General features: G+C 42.0%; 19 protein-coding genes and 1 riboswitch. Of the genes, 2 read left to right on the top strand and 17 right to left on the bottom strand.

The features are described 5' to 3' along the window. Positions 1–109: 109 nt before the first annotated feature. From DXB15_RS08765 to DXB15_RS08740, 6 genes are all read right to left on the bottom strand, one after another. A complete protein-coding gene (locus DXB15_RS08765; RefSeq protein ID WP_158582228.1) occupies positions 110–736 on the bottom strand; it encodes a MarR family winged helix-turn-helix transcriptional regulator in 627 nt (208 codons plus the stop codon). Between the two features lie 388 nt (positions 737–1,124). Beyond that, entirely contained in the window at positions 1,125–3,095 is a 1,971-nt protein-coding gene (locus DXB15_RS08760) for a fructose-1,6-bisphosphatase (RefSeq protein ID WP_109216765.1), read from the bottom strand. Between the two features lie 132 nt (positions 3,096–3,227). Continuing rightward, positions 3,228–3,992, bottom strand: coding sequence for a 4-hydroxy-tetrahydrodipicolinate reductase (gene dapB / locus DXB15_RS08755; protein WP_109216764.1), 765 nt, complete (start codon positions 3,990–3,992; stop codon positions 3,228–3,230). A 433-nt stretch (positions 3,993–4,425) separates the two neighbouring features. Next, positions 4,426–5,313, bottom strand: a complete 888-nt coding sequence (gene dapA, locus DXB15_RS08750; protein ID WP_118702712.1) for a 4-hydroxy-tetrahydrodipicolinate synthase — start codon at positions 5,311–5,313, stop codon at positions 4,426–4,428. A 127-nt stretch (positions 5,314–5,440) separates the two neighbouring features. Beyond that, positions 5,441–5,617, bottom strand: a riboswitch (Lysine riboswitch). 99 nt (positions 5,618–5,716) lie between these two features. Next, on the bottom strand, positions 5,717–6,208 hold the full coding sequence (locus tag DXB15_RS08745; protein ID WP_109216763.1) for a cob(I)yrinic acid a,c-diamide adenosyltransferase: 492 nt from the start codon (positions 6,206–6,208) through the stop codon (positions 5,717–5,719). A gap of 179 nt (positions 6,209–6,387) precedes the next feature. Continuing rightward, positions 6,388–7,020, bottom strand: a complete 633-nt coding sequence (locus DXB15_RS08740; protein ID WP_118702711.1) for a single-stranded DNA-binding protein — start codon at positions 7,018–7,020, stop codon at positions 6,388–6,390. A gap of 285 nt (positions 7,021–7,305) precedes the next feature. Here DXB15_RS08740 and typA point away from each other — a divergent pair, with 285 nt between their 5' ends. Beyond that, positions 7,306–9,135 (top strand): translational GTPase TypA, encoded by a 1,830-nt coding sequence (typA, locus tag DXB15_RS08735; RefSeq protein WP_109216761.1) that lies wholly within the window; start codon positions 7,306–7,308, stop codon positions 9,133–9,135. Positions 9,136–9,244: 109 nt separating this feature from the next. Here the strand turns inward: typA and DXB15_RS08730 are convergent, their stop codons facing one another. The 5 genes from DXB15_RS08730 to hisA form a co-directional block, all read right to left on the bottom strand. After that, entirely contained in the window at positions 9,245–10,459 is a 1,215-nt protein-coding gene (locus tag DXB15_RS08730) for an LL-diaminopimelate aminotransferase (protein WP_118702710.1), read from the bottom strand. Positions 10,460–11,083: 624 nt separating this feature from the next. Continuing rightward, complete coding sequence (dapF, locus tag DXB15_RS08725; protein ID WP_118702709.1) at positions 11,084–11,902, bottom strand: diaminopimelate epimerase; 819 nt, start codon at positions 11,900–11,902, stop codon at positions 11,084–11,086. A gap of 171 nt (positions 11,903–12,073) precedes the next feature. After that, on the bottom strand, positions 12,074–12,622 hold the full coding sequence (locus DXB15_RS08720; protein WP_109214744.1) for an ANTAR domain-containing response regulator: 549 nt from the start codon (positions 12,620–12,622) through the stop codon (positions 12,074–12,076). An 18-nt stretch (positions 12,623–12,640) separates the two neighbouring features. Then, positions 12,641–13,966 carry a type I glutamate--ammonia ligase gene (gene glnA / locus DXB15_RS08715; protein WP_118702708.1) on the bottom strand — a complete coding sequence of 442 codons (1,326 nt, stop codon included), beginning with the start codon at positions 13,964–13,966 and terminating at the stop codon, positions 12,641–12,643. Between the two features lie 237 nt (positions 13,967–14,203). After that, the gene (gene hisA / locus DXB15_RS08710; RefSeq protein ID WP_118702707.1) at positions 14,204–14,983 is read right to left on the bottom strand and encodes a phosphoribosylformimino-5-aminoimidazole carboxamide ribotide isomerase; all 780 of its coding nucleotides are present in this window, start codon (positions 14,981–14,983) and stop codon (positions 14,204–14,206) included. A gap of 446 nt (positions 14,984–15,429) precedes the next feature. On the opposite strand from hisA, the gene guaB reads away from it, so the two are divergent. Further along, positions 15,430–16,887, top strand: coding sequence for an IMP dehydrogenase (guaB, locus tag DXB15_RS08705; protein WP_109214746.1), 1,458 nt, complete (start codon positions 15,430–15,432; stop codon positions 16,885–16,887). Between the two features lie 290 nt (positions 16,888–17,177). Here guaB and DXB15_RS08700 read toward each other — a convergent pair whose 3' ends face one another. The 6 genes from DXB15_RS08700 to DXB15_RS08675 form a co-directional block, all read right to left on the bottom strand. Continuing rightward, a complete protein-coding gene (locus DXB15_RS08700) occupies positions 17,178–17,618 on the bottom strand; it encodes a hypothetical protein (protein WP_118702706.1) in 441 nt (146 codons plus the stop codon). Positions 17,619–17,927: 309 nt separating this feature from the next. Next, positions 17,928–18,284: a SpoVA/SpoVAEb family sporulation membrane protein gene (locus tag DXB15_RS08695; protein WP_109214748.1), complete on the bottom strand. Its 357-nt coding sequence runs from the start codon at positions 18,282–18,284 to the stop codon at positions 17,928–17,930. A gap of 171 nt (positions 18,285–18,455) precedes the next feature. Beyond that, positions 18,456–19,571 carry a stage V sporulation protein AD gene (locus DXB15_RS08690; RefSeq protein WP_118702705.1) on the bottom strand — a complete coding sequence of 372 codons (1,116 nt, stop codon included), beginning with the start codon at positions 19,569–19,571 and terminating at the stop codon, positions 18,456–18,458. Between the two features lie 237 nt (positions 19,572–19,808). Then, positions 19,809–20,708: a nucleotidyltransferase family protein gene (locus tag DXB15_RS08685; protein WP_109214750.1), complete on the bottom strand. Its 900-nt coding sequence runs from the start codon at positions 20,706–20,708 to the stop codon at positions 19,809–19,811. A 175-nt stretch (positions 20,709–20,883) separates the two neighbouring features. Continuing rightward, positions 20,884–23,802, bottom strand: a complete 2,919-nt coding sequence (locus tag DXB15_RS08680) for a glucosaminidase domain-containing protein (protein WP_118702704.1) — start codon at positions 23,800–23,802, stop codon at positions 20,884–20,886. A gap of 23 nt (positions 23,803–23,825) precedes the next feature. Next, positions 23,826–25,991, bottom strand: coding sequence for a glycoside hydrolase family 25 protein (locus tag DXB15_RS08675; protein WP_118702703.1), 2,166 nt, complete (start codon positions 25,989–25,991; stop codon positions 23,826–23,828). Positions 25,992–26,105 lie beyond the last annotated feature (114 nt).

The raw sequence follows: 26,105 nt of genomic DNA, 5'->3' as shown, positions 1-26,105 counted from the left end.
TGATTTCCTTTCTAACTACTATTTTATGCTTTCCCAAAATTCAGATTGATTCTATTACCGGCTATTTTATTTAACCAGCATGTAGATCCATCCGCTATGATTGACTTCATTAAGCTTCTTCATCTGTAGCTTCTTTTGCCTTTTTCTGGCTCTCCCGGATCTTCTCCAGTTCTTCTTTTGCCAGCTCATATTGCTGATAAATATAACTCACCAGCCGCGCCATCTCTTCCTTATCTGTCTTTTCAAACACCCGGTGGATAAATTCATCCATAATGGCATTGGATTCCTGCAAAACTTCCTGACCGGATTCGGTGATCTCCACCAATGTATTCCTGCGGTCGTTCTGATCCACAAAACGTCTGACGTATCCCTTTTTCTCCAATGCTTTAATGCTTCTGGATACCGCCGGTGGCAGCGCGTGGGTATATTTCGCCAGATCCGACATCTTCACCCCATGTTCAGAACCAATTTTCTTCTGCACATGATAAATGCCGTTCATCAGCACAAATTCCCCTTTGTTCAGACGCGGCAGAATGCTTCCGATATTCAGTTTCCGAAACATATGCAGGGCTTCCCAAACATTCTGCTCCATATGATCCATGTGATTCACATGCTCCATGCATTCTCTATACTGCATGTGTTCCTCATGCTCCATAGACTCTGTTTCGCTCCTGCGATCTACAGAACCCGTTATTTCCCGGTCAAGCACTTCTTTCCTATTTTCAACGTATTTCATAACTCCCGAAAGCTTCCTCCTTTCCGTATACATATCTTTTGAAAGATACCTCCTGTTTTCCTCATACAACGCAGTATATAACAGGTGAGATACTCTTGTTTTCCCAATATTTAACAGTGTTAATCATTGACTGTTGGTAAATATTAACACCGTTAAGTATTATTGTCAATAAAAAGAGGAACAATCAATTCTTAAATAATTCTAAAATGGTAACTGTTCCAATACACCATTCCTATCATCAAGAACTCAATTGTTCCTCTTTTGCATCTAAATTTTCCTATTTTTCAAAAATCATTCCGCTGACCTTACAAAGAATTACTTCATAACATAGCTATTATTTAGCTGATTTCCTTCTGTCAAACCAGAAATCTTCTCTCATTCATTAAGATCAAAACTTCTCTACCAGCATACCGCTTCGATAAGCCTCCAGTAATTCTTCCAGCTCCTCGATATTTTCCCGCAGAACTTTACCAGTGTCGGTATCATTTACTGTTTTCCGTTTTACCACGTTCTGTTCCATAACGATATGAGAATGGATACATGTCTCATTCAACACCGTATCTTCCATGGAAGTAAATGGTTCATGTGCTGCCAGCACCAGTCCATAAGAGTTGTAGATCAGTGTGTAACCCGCAATTCCGGTCTTCTGCTGATAAGCCTTGGAAAATCCACCGTCAATGACAAGCAGCTTGCCGCCACATTTTACCGGAGATTCACCTTTTTTTACAATCACCGGAATATGACCATTGATGATATGCGCACCCTGTACCGGAAGTCCAAATTCTTTCAGGATCTTATCCACGATCTCTTCCTTCTCAAACAGACGGTAATACGCATTTTTCGGTTCCTCATGAGTTTCCTTTTCATTAATAAAATAACGCTCAAAGGTTGCCATACGCTCTTTTCCGAATACCGGTGAATGTTTGTTTTTCCAGATAAACCAGAGAATATCCTCGCCGCGTTTCTTCTCCACCGGATCAATGGAATAGTAACCTTTTCTGGCATAATGCTCTAAAATATCATACAGAGCCTTTCCACTGTAAGTCTTTCCATAAATATTGACTTTCATAAAGCTGCCGTCATCATTCAACGGAACGCAGCCATGATACAACAGGTTTCCATTGTATACTTTGTAAAGACTTCCTTTTGTATACAGGAAACGGATATGGCGCTGCAGACGCTCACTGCCAAGAAAACTGTTTTTCAGACGCTCTACTACATCTTCTTCCTGCTGGGTAAATTTGTACGGTTCCTTTGGATCGATGGTCGGGAAATACGTATCGTTCAACGTATATTCTTTGCCGTTTAATTTGATCGTACCTTTTTCATAATCAATCTTATCCAACAGCAGACGCTCCTGCATATCCCATTCCGGATGCTCTTTGATCAGCTGTCCCTCTGCCTTAAACTGAATGATGGTGATAGCTTTGTGCATCATGGCATCCAGCTCCGCAAAATCGCGGTCATATTCTTCGTCATCATCCCGCACATGAACATTAAATGTCTTACTTGTGTGTCCCTGATAACAATCCATTGCCAGACGCATCAGTGGAATCATATTGATACCATAGGCATCTTCCAGAATCGACAGATTACCATATCGCGCTGAAATACGAAGCATATTACACATACATGCTACAGAACCTGCTGCCGCTCCCATCCAGAGAATATCATGGTTTCCCCACTGAATATCCACAGAATGATGTTTCATCAGATCATCCATGATCAGATGCGGATACGGTCCTCTGTCAAAAATATCACCAACTACATGCAAATGATCCACAGTAAAACGACGGATCAAATAGCAGAAATCTGCAATCAGCTGTGCTGCCCTGCCGGTGTGGATAACAGAATTGATGATTTCATTATAATAGGCTTCCTGATCTGCCACATCCGGTCTTCCGGTCATCAGCTCCTCGATAATATATGCGAAATCCTTCGGCAAGGATTTTCGCACTTTAGAACGGGTATACTTGGATGACGCATTTTTACAAACACGGATCAGGCGGAAAATTGTCACCTTATACCAGTCCTCCAGATTTTCCCGTGCCGTTAATTTTCCTTCAATCTGTTTGATCTTCAGTTCCGGATAATAGATCAGTGTTGCCAGTGTACGTTTCTCCGGAATGCCCAGAGAACTTCCAAATTCATCCTCGATCTTACGCTGTACGGCACCGGAACCGTTGCACATCACATGACGGAACTGTTCGTACTCCCCATGAACGTCCGTGATGAAGTGCTCGGTTGCCTTTGGCAGACTTAAAATTGCCTTCAGATTGACAATCTCCGTCGCCGCTGCTGCAATGTTCGGATATTGTGTTGCCAGTACTTTCAGATACTTAATATCTGCATTTTCCATGTCTGGTAATCCCCCTTATATTATTCTAACCACTTGATTTAAGTTTTCTGATTTCGATACAAGTCGATGCTTCCACGCAAAATTGCAACGCTCGCACGTTGAATCATCCTTCACGCATAAAATACGCTCATTTTATGATGCGCTCTTGATCACATCTGCCATTCCGTAAAATCCAGCCGGTTTTCCTGCCAGATATTTTGCAGCTTCAATGGCTCCCTTACCAAAGATTGCTTTGGAATATGCAGTATGTTTGAATGTAATGACTTCATCTGTTCCTGCAAAGATCACTTCATGCTCGCCAACGATGTTGCCGCCACGGACTGCCTGAATACCGATCTCGTATTTGTCACGTTTTTTACGCTCCTGGGAACGGTCATATTTGTAAGAATATGCCTCATCCAACGCTTCATTCATGGAATCTGCCAGTGCGATTGCGGTTCCGCTCGGTGCATCCAGTTTCTGGTTGTGATGTTTCTCCACGATCTCCATGTCAAATCCTGCCGGAGCCAGTACTTTTGCTGCGGTCTGAAGAAGTTCCATTAAGGTATTAACGCCCAGAGACATATTCGCTGATTTTAAAACTGCAACTTTCTCGCTGGATGATTTTAATAATGCATCCTGCTCTGCGGAAAGTCCTGTAGTACAAACAACTACCGGAATCTGACGCTCTACACTGTAGTTCATCAGTGCATCAATGCAGCTGACATGAGAAAAATCAATAATCGCCTCTGCCTCTACGTCACAGTCAGCAATATTTGCAAACACCGGATATCCATAGTGCTGCTCTGTATTGATATCTACTCCTGCTACGATCTCAATCTCCGGATCTTTCTCACACAGATCACTGATCACCTGTCCCATATGTCCGTTACATCCGTTCATAATTACTTTTGTCATATTCTAACTTCCTCCGTAAAATTCATTTACTGAAACATTTATTTCTCACATAAGCTATAATACCCCCGCATTCCATGCGGGGGCAAGTGATTTCTCATATTTTTGTAATATTCACCGCTATTTTTTGCATAATCGTCTCTAAATCGGGTGATTTTCCGATTTATCTCACGCTGAATAATACTTAATGATACCTGTTCAAGTCGAACGCACGTGAGACTTGGTGCGTGATTCTGGTCAGCGCAAGCTGACATCTTCTTTTCAGAATCACTGCACTCTACACTCCGTTCCGGTCGGCGCAAAACCATTGTCTCCCAGACAATGTGCGCCCTCGCGGAGCATTTATCTCAGTCGGAGATTGAACTCCCACTGAGAAATACTTGTTACTACTCACCACTTGCAGAAGTGGGAGTCTCAACTCAGACTGAGATGATCCTTATTTCATCAGACCGTATTTGATCATTTCCTGACGAAGAATCTCTTTGTGTGCATCCTCCAGCTCAGACAACGGTGCTCTGAGCGGTCCAGCCTGCATACCAAGCATATTCATGGCAGCTTTTACCGGAATCGGGTTTACCTCGCTGAATAATGCATTGATCAGTGGGATAGCATCTAACTGTAATTTTGCAGCTTTTTTGTAGTCACCCTCTAAGAACTCCATAACAATATTGTGCGCCTGACGTGGTGCAATATTGGATAATACAGAGATAACACCAAGTCCGCCAATAGATAACAGCGGAACTACCTGATCATCATTTCCGGAATACAGTTCCAAATTACCGTCACACAGGTTCATCATCTGTGCTGCCTGAGACAGATCACCGGTTGCATCTTTGATGGCAACGATATTGTCTACATTTTTTACCAGGTGTGCAACCGTTGCCGGCTGCAGATTACATCCGGTTCTGGAAGGTACGTTATACATGATCACCGGCACTTTGATGGATTCTGCAACGCTGGTGTAATGTCCGATCAGACCTTTCTGTGTTGCTTTGTTGTAATAAGGAGTAACGATCAGAACGGCATCTACTCCGTCTGCATCAGCTTCCTGAGAAAGCTCGATGGCTGTCTGTGTGCTGTTAGAACCAGTACCTGCGATAACCGGTACACGATGTTTTGTAAACTCAACCGCTGCTTTTACAACTTTTTTATGCTCTTCCTCAGATAAAGTTGCACTTTCACCGGTGGTACCTGCGATAACAATCGCATCGGTACCATTGTCGATCTGATAATTAATATTGGTCTCCAGTGCATCATAATCTACTTCCAGATTGTCTTTCATAGGTGTAACGATTGCGACACCTGCTCCTTTAAAAATTGGCATTTTCTATGTCCTCCCTGTCTTTTTTTACAATTCTCAACAAACAAATTTTACATAAAATAAGAACCAGCGTGCGCACTCGCTGGTTCCTGAAAATCTTTCTTAATTCCAAAAGAGTTGATTCCTTTATTCCAGTGATAGCGCCCCATCGTTTCCGATGACAGTCACAGTGTTCTTCACATTGTGCCCAAGTAACACACAGCCGCTCCTGTATATCCTTTCGGCATGATTTCCTTTTGACTGCCCTCATCTGTGATACGGTACATACGGCAGTTTACTCATAAATCATGCAACCTCTATCTCACTACTGTCTCATTTGTGCTCAATATAGCACTTTCCTATAAGAATGTCAACCTTTATGATTTTTATTTATATCCTTTTTTATGATATGACGGGATTCTGTCACTTATCCTTCTTTTTTAATACAGATTTCGTACACATCATCAGCCTGTTCCATGATCCCGTCACTGATCACCTGACCGGTCATGATCATATGCATGTCATCTGATTTCATTGCCATCAACTGAAGAATCTCTTCCTCCGGCACAATGTTCTGATCCAGAAGTCCCAACACTTCATCCAGAATCAGGATATCACACTCACCTGTCTGCAACACCTTTCTAGCATAACTAATGCCATTTTTCATATTCATCTGCTCTTCCAACTGTTCTTCTGCTGGCAATTCTCTGTAAAACTTCTCCGATTTTTGAAAACGAAACAGACGAATTTCCGGCTCCAACCGTCCCAGAAAACTGATCTCATCCTCATCTTTTTGTTTTAAAAACTGAATAACGATCACGGACTCACCTTTACTGGCTTCATGAATGGCATATCCCAGTGCTGCGGAGGTTTTTCCCCGTCCTTCACCATAATATACCTGTATTTTTCCTGTACTCATAGTCTCCTCCTTTGAAGTCACATACGAACACACTACGTGAACTCTCCGTTTCACTCATCCGATCCCAACGGATTTCATGAACTGTGAACTAAGATAGCACATTTGTTAGGAAAATGCAACTATCGTATGAACCAGATCTGCCGCATGAGCCGAATGCACCGTACGAGCCGGATGGTACGCTAGTCATTCTCCAGCAGATCTACTTTGCTCACGGATACCTCATAAGCTACCCGGTGCTCTACATTTTCCTCATCAATCCGTTTTACATATTCCCGGCTCTGTACACGTCCTACGATCTGAATATGGCTTCCTACCGTAAACCCAGAAGCAAAGCGGGCATTTCTGCCCCAGCAGATACAGGGTATGTAGTCTGATTTTCCATAAGAACGGTTGACCGCAAGCAACACATCCGCGATTTCACGTCCCAACGGTGTTTTCCGGTAAATCGGCTCCTTGCAGATGTATCCATCCAGAAAAATCTGATTCGTTTTCTCATTTTCATCAATCTCATCCAAAAATTCAAGTTCCCTCACAAACACCGACAGAACAAGGCGGTTCTTTTTCTCTTCATGGCGATTATAGGAACGGAACTGTCCCGATACCCGAATCAGCTGTCCGGTGTAATCCTGCTCTGTATCGATCAGTCGTTCTGATATCATCAGCGGAATGTAATCCGAATAGTTACTCAGACGGTTCACTGCCAGTTCTACCATATAAAATCCTTCTCCAAACACCTCATGACTGAACTGAAACTCCGAAACAATTTCTCCCATCATCGACACCTGATTGTTCTCAAATAATTTATCTGTCATCTTTGTAAGCTCCCTTCTTCACATGTACTTTCTTTGTGCTTTCAATTTATTCCAGTTTTTCATTTTTAGAACTCAAAACCACTTTTTTCTGCCGGCAAATACAATCTAACATGAAAAACTTGCGATTTTACGAAAAAAATGTCGACAACCTTTTCATTCTTCCTCTTGCCAAATCTGAATTTTGTGATAAAATGAATTGGTTGCACTAATGAATACTATATATTTTCTATCATTTAGATAGGAAAGACTTAACAACTGATCTATTCAGAAGGAAGGATACATGTAATGAAAACAAAGAGAGAGGACATTAGAAATATTGCCATCATCGCTCACGTAGACCACGGTAAAACAACACTGGTTGATGAGCTGCTGAAACAGTCCGGCGTCTTCCGTCAGAATCAGGAAGTGCAGGAACGTGTCATGGATTCCAATGACATCGAGCGTGAAAGAGGAATCACGATTCTGTCAAAAAATACTGCAGTATTTTACAAAGATACAAAAATCAATATTATCGACACACCAGGTCATGCCGATTTCGGTGGCGAGGTTGAGCGTGTACTGAAAATGGTAAACGGCGTTATCCTTGTGGTTGACGCATTTGAGGGCGCTATGCCACAGACAAAATTCGTTCTGATGAAAGCATTAGAGCTGAATCTGCCGGTTATCGTCTGCATCAACAAGATCGACCGTCCGGAAGCAAGACCGGATGAGGTTATCGACGAAGTTCTGGAACTGTTTATGGATCTGGATGCTTCCGATGAGCAGCTTGACTGCCCGTTCGTTTACGCATCTGCAAAGAACGGTTACGCAACATTAGATCTGAACGACGAGCCAAAAGACATGATGCCACTGTTTGAGACCATCTTAAACTACATTCCGGCTCCGGAAGGTGATCCGGATGCAAACACACAGGTTCTGATCAGTACCATTGATTACAATGAGTACGTTGGACGTATCGGTGTCGGCAAAGTCGACAACGGATGCCTGCGTGTCAACCAGGATGCCATCATGCTGAACGCACATGATCCTGAGAAACAGAAAAAAGTCCGCATCAGCAAACTGTATGAGTTTGACGGATTAAATAAAGTAGAAGTAAAAGAGGCAAAGATCGGTTCTATCGTAGCAATCTCCGGTATTGCTGATATCCATATCGGTGATACGATCTGTGATCCGGAAAATCCGGTAGCGATCCCGTTCCAGAAGATCTCTGAGCCGACCATCTCCATGAACTTCATCGTAAACGACAGCCCGCTGGCAGGTCAGGAAGGTAAATACGTTACTTCCCGTCACATCCGTGACCGTCTTTTCAAAGAGCTGAACACCGACGTTTCTCTCCGCGTAGAGGAAACAGACAGTGCCGACAGCTTCAAAGTATCCGGTCGTGGTGAACTGCATCTGTCCGTCCTGATCGAGAACATGCGTCGTGAAGGTTACGAGTTTGCAGTAAGTAAAGCAGAGGTTCTGTACCATACCGATGAAAATGGTAAAAAAACAGAGCCGATGGAAATGGCTTACGTTGATGTACCGGATGAATTTACCGGTGTTGTTATCGAAAAACTGAGTCAGCGTAAAGGTGAGCTGCAGAACATGGGAAGCATCAGCGGCGGTTATACCCGTCTTGAATTCAAGATCCCGTCCCGTGGTCTCATCGGTTATCGTGGCGACTTTATGACAGATACAAAAGGTAACGGTATCATCAATACCATCTTCTGTGGTTATGAGCCGTACCGTGGAGATATCCAGTATCGTAAACTTGGTTCCCTGATCGCATTTGAATCCGGTGAATCCGTAGCATACGGTCTGTTCTCCGCACAGGAGCGTGGTTCCCTGTTTATCGGACCTGGCGAGAAAGTATATTCCGGAATGGTTATCGGACAGTGCTCCCGTGCAGAAGATATTGAGTTAAATGTCTGCAAGAAGAAACATCTGACAAATACACGTTCTTCTTCTGCTGATGAGGCGCTGACACTGACACCGCCGAGAGTACTCAGCTTGGAGCAGGCACTGGATTTCATCGATACAGATGAGCTGCTGGAGGTAACTCCGGAGAGCCTGAGAATCCGTAAGAAGATTCTGGATCCGACTTTAAGAAAACGTGCGTCTTTTAAAAAGTAAAATTATTTTGATAACACGATAGGTAGTGAACAAAAAAGAGTAAAAAAGCATCCGACAGCCTGAGACGGCTTGCCGGATGTCTTTTTGCTCTTTTTTGAATTTACGTTAATTATAATGCTTTGATTCTCTCCAGGGCAGCAAGTGTATTTTCATATGTTCCAAATGCTGTCAGTCTGAAGTATCCTTCTCCACTCGGTCCAAATCCTGATCCCGGTGTACCTACAACGTTTGCTTTCTCAAGCAGGTAATCGAAGAATTCCCAGGATGTCATCTGATCCGGTGTTTTTAACCAGATGTACGGTGCATTTACGCCGCCGAATACTTCAAATCCTGCGTCCTGCAGTCCGCCTTTGATGGCTGCTGCATTTTTCATGTAGTAAGCAACCTGCTCTTTTAACTGTGCTTTACCAGCCGCGCTGTAAACTGCTTCGCCGGCACGCTGTACGATGTACGGAGCACCGTTGAATTTTGTTCCGTGACGTCTTGCCCACATCTGATGTAAGGAAACATCTCCGCATTTCAGGTCTTTCGGAACAACTGCGTATCCCAGACGAACACCGGTAAATCCAGCGTTCTTGGAAAAGCTCTTTAACTCGATCGCACAAGTTCTTGCGCCTTCACACTCATAAATGGAATGTGCTACATTGTCCTCGGAAATATATGCTTCATATGCGCCATCATAAATGATCACTGCACCAATCTTGTTTGCGTAGTTTACCCACTCCTGCAGCTGATCTTTTGTGATTGTTGTTCCTGTCGGGTTGTTCGGCAGACACAGATAAATGATGTCTGGATTCTCCTTCGGGAACTCCGGTACGAAATTGTTTTCTTTTGTACACGGCATGTAGATGACATTGCTCCACATCTCTGTCTTCGGATCGTATGTACCGGTTCTGCCAGCCATAACGTTGGAATCCACATAAACTGGGTAAACCGGATCACATACAGCGATGCGGTTATCTACAGAGAAGATCTCCTGAATGTTTCCGGAATCGCTTTTTGCGCCGTCGGATACAAAAATCTCATCCGCGCTGATGTCACATCCTCTTGCTTTATAATCGTTGTCTGCAATGGCTGTACGCAGGAATTCATATCCCAGATCCGGTGCATAACCATGGAATGTCTCAGCATTTCCCATCTCTGTTACAGCATTGTGCATTGCATCAATAATTGCCGGTGCCAGTGGCTGTGTTACATCACCGATACCAAGACGGATCAGTGTTTTCTCCGGATTTGCAGCCTGGAATGCACTTACTTTTTTCGCGATTGTGCTGAACAGATAGCTGCCCGGAAGTTTCTGGTAATTGTCGTTTACTTTAAACATATTTACAACTCCTCACTAAAATGTATCTCATGTTGCAAGATTCCACTCAGCGTATGTTGAGATTCTCATTGCTACATAAATGTAGTATAGATGAGATATTCAAGTCGAACGCACGTGAGACTTGGTGCGTGATTCTGGTCAGCGCAAGCTGACATCTTCTTTTCAGAATCACTGCACATCCTCGCGGAGCATTTATCTCAGTCGGAGATTGAACTCCCACTGAGAAATACTTGTTACTACTCACCACTTGCAGAAGTGGGAGTCTCATCTCAGACTGAGATGAATCTTGTTTTACCTGTAAAATCGTTCCTAGTATAACATAACTAACACAGAAAAATCAACCGCCTGACACTTTTCTGTTGTAAATTGTCACCGTAACAGTTACAGTTCACACGCGCTATTCGCAAAATGCCCTTTCGGGCTTCTCCGTAGCTTCGCTACTACTTTTGCTCATAAAAAGGCGCTCCCTTCATCACTATGTATCCAGCTAATTCCTCATGCAAGCATGATCATTACCTGAATACATGTGATGAGTGAACTGTAACCCGTAACATAAACAAACGGAAACTTTCTCTGAAAATCTGCATATTTTTCCAAAGGAACGTTCTTTTGCAGGCATACTCATCATCCTATTTTCACTTCCCCGGAAAAAATTTCTTCTGCCGGTCCGGTCAGATACAAATGCCTGCTTCTGGTTCCATAAGTCACCCGCAGTTCTCCACCCGGAAGTACCACAACAACTGACATGGCACATTTTCGCATCCTCATTGCCGCGGCTGCCACTGCACAGGCCCCGGTTCCGCAGGCTTTTGTTTCCCCGCATCCACGCTCCCAGACACGCACAAAAATATGTCCTGCATCCTGTATCCATGCAAATTCCACATTTGTTCCATTTGGAAATGCCGGATGATGCTCCATTTCCGTTCCATACACTTCCATTGGAATCTGATCCAGTTCCTCTTTCTTATTCAAAAAAATGACACAATGCGGATTTCCCATAGAAACACCGGTATAAGAAAAACGGGCAGATATGTGCTCTGGCACAAATTCAGGTGTGCCCATATCCACCCGAACTGCTGTTACAGCCACTCTGTCCGTTCCTTTATCTAAACGCAACTGACGCACACCGGCGTCCGTTTCGATTCTAAGATTCTCCTGTTCTGTTTTTCCATGGTCAGATACATATTTTCCGATACATCGAATACCATTTCCGCACATCTGCGCCCGGCTTCCATCCGCATTACAGATCAGCATCCGAAAATCTGCCACCTTTGATGGCAGCACACAGATCACTCCATCCGCTCCGATCCCATAATGACGGTCACAAAGCTTCTGTACCCGTTCTGCATTCAGCCATACTGGAGCGTGTTCACTGTCCCCATTTTCAAGACAATCAAAGATCAGAAAATCATTTCCAAGACCATGCATTTTAACAAATTTCATAGAACCTCTCCCGGAATACATGCCTGTATACCAATGATCAAAGTACATACAGGCTCTTTCTCTCAACTATATGTTATTCTGCGAAAAAGGTTCCTGATCACTCCCCGCCTATCGCACCGGGAGTCTTCTCATCTCTATATGTATTATCACTTTTTTACGCCATCAAAGCTGTTACTGATCCAGCATACCAAGAATCATCTGTGCCGTTTCTGTAAAACTGGTTCCATTATCCATACTGGTCTTTTGCAGGTAACGATGTGCTTCGTCTTCCGTCATTTGATTTCGTTCCATCAGAATCGCCTTTGCCCGATCCACCAGTTCCTGTTCTTCTTTCGTTCGTTTTCGTGGAGCCTGACGGCGCTTCCGCCGTTTCCGTTCCAGATTGTACGAAACCATTTCTACCGTAGATAACAGTTCGTGGATTTTCAACGGAACTGCCAGCCCAACAATTCCCGGTGTCCCGTTTTCCACCCACTGATCCTTCGTGGAGATCACGATCGTATCAAATCCCGGTGGCAGACATTCCACCAGTTCCTGATAGATCATATCGGAAAGCTTGTAAGTACAGACGACAATGCCATCCTGCAGACCATTTGCTTCCTGGATCACCTGCGCACCATTCGTACAGACACACACAACCTGATAACCGTTTCTGACCAGTACATTCTTAATGTTTTTTCCGTTTTCTGCTTTCGGAAATGCAACAATTATCCTTGTCAAAACTCAACCATCCACCTTTTAGAATTTGTCCAGATACTCATCTACTTCCCACTGTGTCACAGCTCTGCAATACCGATCCCACTCATCTTTCTTGGAATTGATATATACGTTACTGATATGTTCTCCAAGCACATCCTGAATAAATGCATCCTGTTCCATCGCCTCTACTGCATCACTCAGATTTGTCGGCAGTGATTTGATATTTCTCTCTGCTTTTTCTTCCTCAGACATGCTGAAAATATTCTTCTGAATATTCTCCGGCGGAGTAATTTTATTCTTCATTCCGTCCAGACCTGCTGCCAGACACAGCGCAATCGTCAGATACGGATTTGCCGCACAGTCCGGGCTTCGAAGCTCAATACGTGTGCCGCCGCCCACTGCAGACGGAATACGGATCAGCGGACTTCTGTTTCTCACAGACCAGGTAATATGAAGCGGAGCCTCAAATCCGGAAACCAGACGTTTGTAAGAATTTACCAGCGGATTTGTGATCGCTGTCATTTCATAAACATGTTTCATCAGACCACCAATAAAATAATAAGCGTCCTGGCTCAGTCCAAATTTATCATTCTCATCAGCAAAAATATTTTTGCCGTCTTTTCTCAGAGACATATTGATATGCATTCCGGAACCGCTGACACCACTCTTTGGCTTTGGCATAAATGTTGCATGCATACCATGACGTTTCGCAATGGTTTTGACAGCCAGCTTAAATGTCATAATGTTATCTGCCGCATGCATCGCCGGCTCATATCTGAAATCAATCTCATGCTGTCCCGGAGATGCCTCATGGTGGGATGCCTCAATCTCAAATCCCATATCTTCCAGCGTCAGAACCATATCACGTCTGGCATTTTCGCCATGATCGTTTGGTCCCATCTCAAAATAACCTGCTTTTTCTGTTGTGTCTGTTGTCGGACAGCCGTTATCGTCCGTATTAAACAGGAAAAATTCACATTCCGGTCCCACATCAAACACATATCCCATATCTTCTGCTTGTTTGATCACTTTCTGCAAAACATAACGCGGATCTCCCTCAAACGGTGTACCGTCCGGGCGGTAAATATCACAGATGATACGTGCTACCTTGCCCTGCTGCGGTCTCCATGGGAAAATGGTAAATGTATCCAGATCCGGATGCAGATACATATCGGATTCTTCGATTCTTACAAATCCCTCAATGGATGAACCGTCGAACATGCAACGGTTATCCAACGCTTTTTCCAACTGGCTGCTTGTAATGGCAACATTTTTCATATTGCCAAAAATATCGGTAAACTGCAGACGGATAAATTCGACATCTTCATCTTCCACCATCTGCATAATGTCATTCTTTGTATACATGGCGTTCCTCCTGTAATTTTATCAAAACTCTAATTCAAAGCCAGTATTTAATACTTCTTCAGGTTTTATTCGATACTTTTTCGCTCTGAATTATTAGGTTCATTATACTGATTTCTTATCAAATTTCAAGATTACATTTCCAAAAATCCCAGATCCCAGGATCGGTATTTTTATTTCAGAGTTTTCTGCTGAAGCCCAGTACCTCTTTTTTACTGAAAAAAATACAGGGTTCTTATATTAAAGTTTCTTGCCAAACTCCAATACATCCTCAAATTTCATATTTCCGTCAAAGAGATCCAGCGCACTTCCAATCGTATAATTCAGATGATGCTGTCCCCACTCTGCCAGTTCTTCCAGATTTTGAAAACTTCCGATTCCGCCGGCATATGTCACCGGAATGCGATTCCAGCTTCCAAGTAGTTCTACCAGTTCACGCTCAATGCCGGACGCTTTGCCTTCCACATCCACCGCATGGATCAGAAACTCATCCGCATACTGATACAAGCGGTCCAGCAATTCCACAGTCACGCGTTCTTCTGTAAATTTCTGCCAGCGGTCCGTTACGATATAATAAGCACCATCCTTTTTGCGACAGCTTAAATCCAGTACCAGATGTTCCTTTCCGACTGCCTGCACCAGTTTCTCCAGACGCTCATAATCCACTTTTCCATCCCGGAACACATAAGACGTCACGATCACATGACTGGCTCCTGCCCGCAAAAATTCATGGGCATTTTCTGCCGTAATACCGCCGCCCACCTGCAGTCCGCCCGGGTAAACCTGAAGTGCTGCCAGTGCCTGTAACTTAGTTGCCTCATAATGCGGGGAATCCTTTCCATTTAATAGGATAATATGTCCTCCACGGATTCCATAAGACTGATACAATTTTGCATAAAAGGGTGCATCCTGCTCCGACACAAAATTTTCTGCCGCCAGATCTCCCTGATCCTTCAGCGTACCACCTACGATCTGTTTTACCTTTCCATTATGAATGTCAATACATGGTCGAAATTCCATACAGCTCTCCTTACTGTCTCTCTATTAATTGCCATCGGGTTGCAGGTAACAATATCTCATTTCAAGTCGAACGTACGTGAGACTTGGTGCGTGATTCTGGTCAGCGTATGCTGACATATTCTCCTCAGAATCACTGCACATCCTCGCGGAGCATTTTATCTCAGTCAGAAATTAGACTGAGATAAAAAAGACCGGTTGAGAAATTACCTTATTATATTTATTAACTCTGCTTATTTGTGCTTTGGTTGTTTCTCCTAACATTTTGCAAAGTATACACTTAAAATATCACAAACTGTAAAAAAAAGAAACCTTTGCCGAAAAGTCATTGACATTACAATTTTAAATTACTATAATATTTTCAAAATTAATTTATTTATTTTTAGAAATCAGAAAAACAGCAGTGTTTTTCTTTTTTTGCTCACAAAACAGATAAGGGAGGATACAAAATGGCAAAAATTATTGGTGAAGGTATTACTTTTGATGATGTGCTGCTCGTTCCGGCATACTCCGAGGTAACCCCGAACATGGTTGATCTTACGACAAAACTGACCAACAAAATCACACTGAACATTCCGATGATGAGTGCCGGCATGGATACAGTTACTGAACACCGCATGGCAATCGCAATGGCAAGACAGGGCGGTATCGGTATCATCCACAAAAATATGTCTATCGAAGCACAGGCTGAGGAAGTAGACAAAGTAAAACGTTCCGAAAACGGAGTTATCACAGATCCATTCTCCCTTTCCGCAGATCACACACTTCAGGACGCTGACGACCTGATGGCAAAATTCCGTATTTCCGGTGTGCCGATCGTCAAAGAAGATGGTACACTGATCGGTATCATCACAAACCGTGATCTTAAATTTGAGACTGATTTTTCCAAAAAAATCAGTGAGAGCATGACCAGTGAGGGACTGATCACTGCTCCGGAAGGCATCACTTTAGAGGAAGCCAAAGCAATCCTTGCAAAAGCAAGAAAAGAGAAACTTCCGATCGTTGACAAAGACTTCAAATTAAAAGGTCTGATCACAATCAAAGATATTGAAAAACAGATCAAATATCCGCTTTCTGCAAAAGATGAGCAGGGACGTCTGCTCTGTGGTGCTGCTGTTGGTATCACAGCAAATATGATGGATCGTATCGATGCTCTGGTAAAAGCACATGTAGATGTTATCGTTGTAGATTCCGCACACGGACATTCCTTAAACATCTTAAATGCAGTTCACAAGATCAAAGAAGCTTATCCGGATCTGCAGGTTATCGCAGGTAACGTTGCAACAGGCGCAGCTACAAAAGCGCTGATCGAAGCTGGCGCTGACGCTGTTAAAGTAGGTATCGGACCTGGTTCTATCTGTACAACCCGTGTCGTTGCGGGTATCGGTGTTCCACAGATCACAGCTGTTATGGACTGCTACGAAGTTGCAAAAGAGTACAATATTCCGATCATCGCAGACGGTGGTATCAAATACTCCGGAGATATGACAAAAGCTCTGGCTGCCGGTGGTAGTGTATGTATGATGGGTTCCATGTTCGCAGGATGTGACGAAGCTCCGGGCGCTTTCGAATTATATCAGGGACGTAAATACAAAGTATATCGTGGTATGGGATCTCTTGCTGCTATGGAAAATGGAAGCAAAGACCGTTACTTCCAGCAGGATGCTAAAAAACTGGTTCCGGAAGGTGTGGAAGGACGTGTTGCTTACAAAGGCAGCGTAGAAGATATTATCTTCCAGCTTGTTGGTGGTATCCGCGCTGGTATGGGTTACTGTGGAGCTTCGACAATCAGAGATCTGACTGCTACCAGTCATTTTGTAAAAATCTCTGCTGCTTCACTGAAAGAGAGTCATCCGCATGATATTCATATCACAAAAGAGGCTCCGAACTACAGTATTGAGGAGTAATTAATTTCCGTATTTTTATAATGTAGTCTAAGAAAGGAGAAGAACTCAGACGAGTGCTTTGGGCTAAGACGCCCTGCATCACTAATCTGAGTTCTTCTCCTTATTTCAGTTTTGGCTATACTACAAAAGTTGCTCCGCCAGTTTATACCTATTCGCATTTTGCAGTATTCTATCAAAAATTGATGTGCAAACCTTTTTTCATAATTTTACTATTTCATTCTAGGGTAAAATTTTTCTTAGTTTTATTAATAACTCTATTTACTTTTATTCAATGTGTTTTTTCGATATTTTTATCTGCCACTGTTATTGTTTTCAGTTACGCCCGTATTGTTGTCTGTTCCGACTGTATTTTCGGTCTTATTTCCATTTGTGCCATCCTTATGATCTCTGTTGGTATCTGTGTCACCGGTGACACCATTTTTGATCGCCTCTCCGGTATCCTCAATCGACTCTTTCGCATTTTCTGCTGCGTCCCTCATATTTTCACCGGTTGTTCCATAATCTGTCTGATTGGTATCTGCTCTGTCATTGACGATTCCGTTATTGTCCGTCACAGTATTATCATCCACGACATTGTTATCGTTAGTTCCATTTTTGTCAGTGCCGTTCTCTGTGACAGAATTATTGTTGCTCCCATCGTTCATATCCGTATTTTTCTTTCCACATGCTGCAAAGGTCGTCAAACTCAATGCCAGCATAAGTATAAATGCTATCTGTCTGAATTTTTTCATCTTGGTATCTCTCCTTCTCATAACTTTTTTCACTAATGAAAATGAATCGTTGATTTTCTGTCAGCAACTATCAGCAAACGATCATCAAGCATATTCATTTCTGTATCGTTAATATGGTTCATTTTGTATTTTTTATACCTGTCTGATAAAAATACTCTACGTTTTCTTCATTCCCCCTCATTGTTTTTGTGCGCGTAGCAATAACCATAGCCTTCAAATCGAATGCATGTGAAACTTGGTACGTGATTCTGGTCAACGTATGCTGACATATTCTTCTCTTTGAATTTATTGAAAATCTATTTTGAGCTATTATTTCCGCATCTTGGAATTAAATATCAGAGATGCCAGATAGCCGAAAATTAATGCCGCTGATACACCTACCGCACAGGCAGTAAATCCACCGGTAAAAAGCCCCAGAAATCCACTTTCATCAACGGCAGTTTTCATCCCCTTCCAAAGCGTATTTCCAAAGCCAAGCAACGGCACATTTGCTCCTGCTCCCGCAAATTCAGAAAAAGGTTCATAAATTCCTACTGCTCCTAATACCGCTCCTGAGCAGACAAGAAGCACCATGACACGCCCCGGAAGTAATTTTGTTTTTTCCAGTAAAATCTGCACCAACGCACAGATCAGTCCACCTACCCAAAAGGCATTGACATAATCCATCGTTACACTTCCCTCCATTTTATAACTTTTACGTTTCATTTTTGCTTTATATATTTTTTTACTCTAAATAATGTGTATCACTTGCGTTTTACAAAATACTTCACATTTATCCATACCACTTAACATAATCACCAAATATCATTTTTCTGCACTTCATTCTTTCGAATTTTTTTAACGATTTTCTAGTACTTCTAATACTACTGCATGTGCAATTCCCGGCACGTTTTCACCCTCATTAAAACTGATTTTGGACAGCAGGGCACCTGTCGGCACAAACAGTACACGTTTTAATTCCCCGCGCCGCATCATCGGCAAAAAATGTGCACTCATAGTTACTGCCGCACATCCGCAGCCACTTCCTCCACTTCCGGTTCCCTGCCGCTCATTATCAAAAATCTCCAGCCCACAATCTGTATGGCAGCTTCCGATATCAATATTTTTCTGCTGTAACAGTTCAATCAGGATTTCCCGTCCAACCGCCCCCAGATCACCGGTAATGATCTTGTCATAATAAGACGGGCTTCTGGAAAAATCCTCCAAATGTGCTGCAATACAAGCTGCTGCCGCCGGTGCCATAGCAGCTCCCATGTTCATGGAATCACGCACGCCATAATCTACGATTTTGCCCGGTGTGATGCCGGTGATGCAGACATCACAACACGCTTCCCCCTTGCATTCTTTTTGCTGTACTCCTTGTGTTTTTGTACACTCTTCTTTTTCTAGTCCGCTTTTACATCTATTTTCTGTTTTATACCTGTCTCTACCAAGTACAAAGGCACCGGCTCCCGTAACCGTCCAGGTAGTACATAAGGGCCTTTGATTGGCATATTCCAAGGGAAACCGAAACTGTTTCTCCGCACTGGCAAAATGACTGGATGTGACCGCTCCTGCCAGATTCGCATATCCGGCAGACACGGTCATTGCCGCCAGAGCCAGCGATTCTCCCGCTGTTGAGCAGGCACCGTACAATCCAAATAATGGCAGATCAAATTGCTGTAAGCCAAAAGATGTTGCCATGGACTGTCCAAGCAGATCCCCCGCAAACAGATAGCGAAGTTCCTCTGCTTTCAATCGCGCTTTTCCTAATGCAATTGTCAATGCCTCTTTTTGCAGTGTGCTTTCCGCTTCTTCCCAGATGTCACATCCAAAATTGTCATCTTCTCCCACCAGGTCAATTTCATGCCCGATCGGTCCTTCTGCTTCCTTAGTTCCTGCCACGCAGCCGCTGCTGATAATCCAGGGTGGTTTTTCAAAAGTGATGCTTTGTTTTCCTGTCTGTGTTGTCATCGCATTATTCTCCTCACACATATTCTCATGCAAAGTATCTGTAAATAATCAAAAAAAATGCATACTATAACAAAAAAAGAACATCTCACATGGTAATTTCTACCGCATGAAATGTTCTTTCTTAACTTTCTAATATGCTATTCCTGCATTTAAAATCTATGCTAATTCAGATCAGACAGATTTTAAATATATTTACGCCATTTCTCACATACTCCAATCGCAATCTTTCTGTTTATCCTAGAATAAAGGAGTCTTGTATACACCGTCCGCGATCAGTTTTGCAAAAGCATCTACAACAGTCTGACGATCTTCCTGATAGGTTACACCAAACCATTTATCCTGTGTCTCAAGAACTTTTACAGACACCTCACCTTTTGCAAGCATGTCGCCAATGATGGTCGGAAGCAGATACTCTGCTTTGATGTTGCCCGGCTCCACATTTGCCAGAAATTCTGCAAATCCTTTATCCAGTACATCCAAAAATTCCGGTGTAACACCCCACATATTCATAGATACGTGTGTTCCTGTCGGAATCTCATTGCCATTTTCGTCTTTGACAATACCATCCGTATCACGGGCAATACCGCTTGTCTCAACAATCTTCTGCAACATCTCCTGTTCATCTACCTGGCATACACCTCTGGTAACAGTTCCGTTATCGCTGAGTGTATTATCAAGGATAAACCCTGCCATGCAATATTTGTACTGGGAATCACCACAGCCAACCAGATAATCATGCACTTTTACAAATGCTTCTTTCCCATAATAATCATCCGCATTAATTACTGCAAACGGCTCATTTACAATACCTTTACAGCATCTTACCGCCTGACCGGTTCCCCAAGGTTTTGTACGGTCTGCCGGTTTCTCAAAGCCTTCCGGAAGATCATCCAGAGACTGGAACACATATTCCACATCACAAATTTTTTCAATACGGTCTCCGATTACCTCTCTAAAATCTTTCTCAATATCCTTACGGATAATAAATACGATTTTATTAAATCCTGCTTCCAACGCATCATGGATAGAATAATCAATAATAATCTCGCCATTCGGTCCAACCGGTGTCAACTGTTTTACGCCACCACCAAAACGGGATCCGATTCCGGCTGCCATAATTACTAATGTAGTATTCATATACTTTTTCCTTCCTAAATTCCTAACTTGTATTTTTTCCTGTATTTAACAGAATTGTAACATTTTTTCTGCTAATAGTAAAGCAAAATGCACTTATTATTCAAATAAGTGCATTTTACACGCATATTCAACTATTACATAAAAATATGCAGGCGTTTTAGAGCTTTTTTAATTATTAAGCAGCTTTTGCCGAACCATTGACAACCTGATATAATTTTCCATCATATGTCACGGTACCATTATAGTTAAAATCTACTTTTCCATTGGAGAGATACCAGTCTCCGTTCTGGTTAGACGCAACACCGGTAAAATTAAAATTTACTTTTCCTTCTTCTATGCGCCACCAGCCATTCGCATTTTGGGCAACTGTCGTATCATAAGTAACTTTACTGTTGACCACATGCCACCACGTAGTTTCTCCATCAACGATTCCTTTTATGACATCATTTTTTTGGAAAGTTACTTTTCCGCCTTCCAGATACCACCAGCCATTACTGTTTGATGCGAATCCTTCAAAGCTGAAGTTTACTTTTCCATTTTCGATGCGCCACCAACCATTGCTGTTCTTTTCTACTCCATTATGTGAAAAGTCTACCATTCCATTGCTGATATACCACCAACCATTACTGTTTTTCGCCACGGTTGTATCAAAGATTACCTTGCTTCCGACTACGTGCCACCAGCCACTCTGAGCAGCAACGGCTCCTTTTATGACATCATTTTTTGTATAAGTAATCTGCCCATTTTCTACATATAAATAATCTGTACCGTTCTTATAGAATCCCGAATATGAAAAATCTACTTTTCCGCCATCAAGGTACCAGGTTCCATTTTTGTTAGATGCAATACCAGTAAAATTGAAATTTACTTTTCCTTCTTCTATGCGCCACCAGCCATTACTGTTTTTCTCTACTCCATTATGTGAAAAGTCTACCATTCCATTGTTGATATACCACCAGCCGTTGCTGTTTTTCTCTACTCCAGTATGTGAAAAGTCTACCATTCCATTGCTGATATACCACCAGCCGTTGCTGTTTTTCGCTACGGTCGTATCAAACGTCACTTTACTTTCGACTACATGCCACCAGCCATAGATCCCCTTTACGGTTCCTTTGATAACATCTGTTTTCTGGAAGGTTACTTTTCCAGATTCAATATACCACCAGCCATTACTATTGCTTGCAAATCCATTATAAGAAAAGTCAACTTTGCCACCTTTCAGGTACCACCAGCCGTTCTGGTTTTTCGCAACACCTTCATAATTAAAGTTTACTTTACCATTTTCGATCCGCCACCAGCCATTGGCATTCTTCTCAATACCAGTATGGCTATAATCAATCACACCATTTACATAATAGTACCAGTTACCATCAGATGCTTTGATCACACCATTCAGCCTTTTATCTGTCACGCCATTATTATTGCTTCCATCACCAGAATTTATAATTGTTACATAAGAAGTACTTACATATGCATACATATTTGCAAAATCATACTTTCCTGTACTTGTATTAATTCCTGTTCGTCCGCTTTTTAATACCGGATCACTTTGAATACGATAAAATCCATTTGTAGAGGTATTGCCATCTTTCAACAGAAATGCCACACCATACAGGTTTGCCGCATAATACAACCTGCTGGAAGAAGTACTGTTCCTATTCCGAATATTCAAGTTATTGGTAGGAGTTGTCTTCATGCAACTGATGGGATCTTTAATTCCAATTGTATAGCGATATTCATCCTTTGATGACAATTTTTCTCCAAGATAATACGCATAATTGGCCGCTTTCTCACCCCAGTACGGATCTGATGCATACTGCACATTGATTCCACTGGCTTTATTTCCCAGATAGGCACCACGATAGTTACTTCCATTTGGATTCAGATATTTTTTTGACATATAAGTCTCTGCAAAATCCTTAATACAAGCAGAAACACTACTGTAATAATTTGCACTCTGTGAAGGGGATGCATCTACAGCATTCAAGCCAAACAGGTTATTTTTATTTTTGGCTATGCTGCTATCCCCCCATCCACTCTCATTGATTGCAATGGAAGCCATCAACAATGCATTCACACCATATGTATTCTGATTATTTACAAAATCATTTCCCAAATCCTTTAACTTGGATGTAGAGGATATTTTTCCATTAATTGTGCTGTTCAAATCTGATGCAGAATAAGAAGTTGTACTTCTTAACGGAAGATACTGGTAATAATTAAAATACGGATTATTCGAATTTACAGAATGTGTCCTGCTATCACTGGTATAATCCGAAATCATTGTTGTATAGTTGGTATAAAAATAATGTCCATCATAACTGAAATAGTTCGTTCCCTGTGATAAATAAGACGGAGCTTTTCCATATCTTAGGTTTGAAACATACTTTGACTGTGACAGATTTCCGGTAATTCGATGATATAATTTTTCACCAGATACATAATAATAACTGTAACTCTTTACATTAGAAAGAGCTACGAGCGTTACGTCACTGCTTTTTACCTTTCCAATTACACCTGACATCATAAATATGTAATAATTCCCAGTTGTTCCAAGATATGCAGCATCTGCGCCGTATGTTCCATTAATATAGCCACTTTTTCCTGTACTGTATTCTGTGTAAGTAACATAAGCCGACGAATTATTTGTCTTGTTAAAATTAACCAGATATTGTGTTGATGTACTTCTTGCTCCATCTAAAGAAAATGTTTCCACTTTATTTTCCTGATTCTGCTGATCACTATTCCCCTGCTGTAGATTTTCTTCTGATTCTGACTCTGCCAGATCAGATGTGGCATCTATAGACTCTGCGTTATCTTCTCTCTGGGAACTATCTTCTTCCAGATTTCCCTCTTTTTCAATTTTCTCCATATCATCATTGGATGATACTTCTTCCCCCATCGCAGTATTGTCCCCGTCTGAAAACTCTGCATCTGATTTCTCACCGCTCTGACTTTCTGAATCCGACTGATTCATTTCTGAAGTTATCGTTGGTGTATCATTCCCATCTGCTTCAGCTGCCATAAAAGGTGTTGTCGTTATTACAGTACAAAGAATCACTGCTATCACTATCGATGTTATCTTTTTCTTCATACACTCATCCTCATTTGAATATTCTACAGTCCGCTAACTTTTCCACCCTTAATTGCATACGTTTTTCCATCTACAACCAGTTTTCCGTTATATCCGAATTTTACTTTTCCACCTTCCAGATACCACCATCCATTGCTGTTCTGTGCAATTCCTTTATAAGAAAAGTCAACTTTTCCATTTGTAATCTTCCACCAACCATTGCTGTTTTTCTCTACTCCGTTATGTGTAAAATCTACCACTCCATTATGAATATACCACCAGCCATTACTGTTTTTCGCTACCGTTGTGTCTAAAATCACTTTGCTGCCAACTACGTGCCACCATCCATTGACACCATCTACTGTTCCTTTGATGACATCATTCTTTTTAAATGTCACTTTTCCGCCTTCCAGATACCACCAGCCATTACTGTTTGATGCAAATCCATAGTATCCGAAATCTACTTTTCCATTATTGATGTACCACCAACCGTTGTTGTTTTTCTCTACCCCGTTGTGTGTAAAATCAACCTTTCCATTATGAATATACCACCAGCCATTACTGTTTTTTGCTACCGTCGTGTCTAAAATCACTTTGCTTTCAACCACATGCCACCATGCATTGACACCTCCAGCAGTTCCTTTGATAACATCATTCTTCTTAAATGTCACTTTTCCGCCTTCCAGATACCACCATCCATTGCTGTTTGCCGCAAATCCATAGTATCCCAAATCTACTTTTCCATTATTGATGTACCACCAACCATTACTGTTTTTCGCTACCGTCGTATCTCTTGTCACTTTGCTGTTTACGACATGCCACCATGCATTGACACCATTAACGTTACCCTTGATCACATCATTTTTATTGTATGTAACCTGTCCATTTTCCACATACCACCAATTAGTATTATCATGTACAAATCCATTATATGTAAAATCTACTTTTCCATTTTTTAAATACCAGGTTCCATTTTCATTTTCCGCAATTCCTTCAAACTTAAAATTAACCCAGCCATTTTCAATACGCCACCAGCCATTGCTGTTTTTCGCCACACCGGTATAGCCCTCATCCATCACACCATTTACGGTATAATACCACTCGCCTGTTTTTGGATCTTTTACAACATCCGTTCCACCGGATTTATACCAGTAATCCAGATCCACACAAGTCTTAATACCATCGATTTTTGCCCTGCTGCTACACTGCCAGATATTTAATGTGCCATCATAGAATCTTCCTTTTTCTGAATCCACATAGGAATGAGTATTATATCTTGCCATCCACACCCCATAATTTTTGCTGAGTGTGTCTGTGTCCATATCCTTTTCTAACCAACTGGAACTGGAATATACCATTGCCTGATATCCTGCGGTCTTTACCTTTTTACAAAAAGCATCGACACACGCTGTCTTCTGTGATTTTGATAAATTAGCATTGTTCAGTCTTTCCAGAGAATTTCCATTCTTATCGGTTGTTCCCGCATATTCATAGTCAATCACTACCGGAAGATCAAGCTGATACCCTTTGATTCTGTTCAGGGTCCATACCGCTTCTTCTTCTGCTTCCTGCACATTGATTGCCTGAGAGAAAAAGTAAACTCCGACCTTCAATCCTGCCGCTTTTGCGCCTTCAATATAGGTCTTAAACTTACTGTCGCCTGTACTTGCAATCGTTCCACCGGCATATCCACGATATCCGACACGGATCAATGCATATTCCACACCAGATGCTTTTACTTTTTTCCAGTCAATGTTTTCGTTATGATAAGATACATCAATTCCCATTGCAATACTTTTTCCAGAAGTATCCTTGCTGTTATGTGTATATGTATTGATTTTAGTACCTGTAATCTTTCCGGCACTGTTTAATATATAATTTTCCCATTTCGTTGTGATTCCACTGCTGCTGCGTGCTGATCCATCTTCCTCTAGTGAAAATGTCGCAATACTATCATTTTCTGCAACGTCATCAGCTGTCTGCTCGTCACCATACATTTGCTGAAAAGCTCTTGCATTTTCCGGATCATCCGCATCCCAGTCTGCTGGATACAGATCCTCATTTGCTGCTTTCGTATCCGTTTCCAAACTACTTTCACCTGTACTATTTTCAATTTGAGGCTGATTTGCAGATTGAGCCAGAGCAGTCACACTACTATTCATTGATACTGCCAAAGAAGCAACCAAACAAATTACCGCAATTTTTTTCATTCGTAAACCTCATCTTTCCTTTTAAAATCTGTATTATCTTTTCTCAATACTTTATTATATCGCAATATGAACAATGGGACAAGACGGAAATCTATTGTTCTCCACCTTGTCCCC

Source organism: Roseburia sp. OM02-15 (assembly GCF_003481835.1).
GTDB classification, from domain to species: Bacteria; Bacillota; Clostridia; order Lachnospirales; family Lachnospiraceae; genus Eubacterium_I; species Eubacterium_I ramulus_A.
The sequence above is the reverse complement of the archived record's forward strand: the minus strand, read 5'-3'. Positions and strand labels throughout refer to the sequence as shown.

Coding starts and splice junctions, on each gene's coding strand:
- DXB15_RS08765 (WP_158582228.1), bottom strand. CDS start 736: ATGAAATACGTTGAAAATAGGAAAGAAGTGCTTGACCGGGAAATAACG.
- DXB15_RS08760 (WP_109216765.1), bottom strand. CDS start 3,095: ATGGAAAATGCAGATATTAAGTATCTGAAAGTACTGGCAACACAATAT.
- dapB (WP_109216764.1), bottom strand. CDS start 3,992: ATGACAAAAGTAATTATGAACGGATGTAACGGACATATGGGACAGGTG.
- dapA (WP_118702712.1), bottom strand. CDS start 5,313: ATGCCAATTTTTAAAGGAGCAGGTGTCGCAATCGTTACACCTATGAAA.
- DXB15_RS08745 (WP_109216763.1), bottom strand. CDS start 6,208: ATGAGTACAGGAAAAATACAGGTATATTATGGTGAAGGACGGGGAAAA.
- DXB15_RS08740 (WP_118702711.1), bottom strand. CDS start 7,020: ATGACAGATAAATTATTTGAGAACAATCAGGTGTCGATGATGGGAGAA.
- typA (WP_109216761.1), top strand. CDS start 7,306: ATGAAAACAAAGAGAGAGGACATTAGAAATATTGCCATCATCGCTCAC.
- DXB15_RS08730 (WP_118702710.1), bottom strand. CDS start 10,459: ATGTTTAAAGTAAACGACAATTACCAGAAACTTCCGGGCAGCTATCTG.
- dapF (WP_118702709.1), bottom strand. CDS start 11,902: ATGAAATTTGTTAAAATGCATGGTCTTGGAAATGATTTTCTGATCTTT.
- glnA (WP_118702708.1), bottom strand. CDS start 13,966: ATGTATACAAAGAATGACATTATGCAGATGGTGGAAGATGAAGATGTC.
- hisA (WP_118702707.1), bottom strand. CDS start 14,983: ATGGAATTTCGACCATGTATTGACATTCATAATGGAAAGGTAAAACAG.
- guaB (WP_109214746.1), top strand. CDS start 15,430: ATGGCAAAAATTATTGGTGAAGGTATTACTTTTGATGATGTGCTGCTC.
- DXB15_RS08700 (WP_118702706.1), bottom strand. CDS start 17,618: ATGAAAAAATTCAGACAGATAGCATTTATACTTATGCTGGCATTGAGT.
- DXB15_RS08695 (WP_109214748.1), bottom strand. CDS start 18,284: ATGGATTATGTCAATGCCTTTTGGGTAGGTGGACTGATCTGTGCGTTG.
- DXB15_RS08690 (WP_118702705.1), bottom strand. CDS start 19,571: ATGACAACACAGACAGGAAAACAAAGCATCACTTTTGAAAAACCACCC.
- DXB15_RS08685 (WP_109214750.1), bottom strand. CDS start 20,708: ATGAATACTACATTAGTAATTATGGCAGCCGGAATCGGATCCCGTTTT.
- DXB15_RS08680 (WP_118702704.1), bottom strand. CDS start 23,802: ATGAAGAAAAAGATAACATCGATAGTGATAGCAGTGATTCTTTGTACT.
- DXB15_RS08675 (WP_118702703.1), bottom strand. CDS start 25,991: ATGAAAAAAATTGCGGTAATTTGTTTGGTTGCTTCTTTGGCAGTATCA.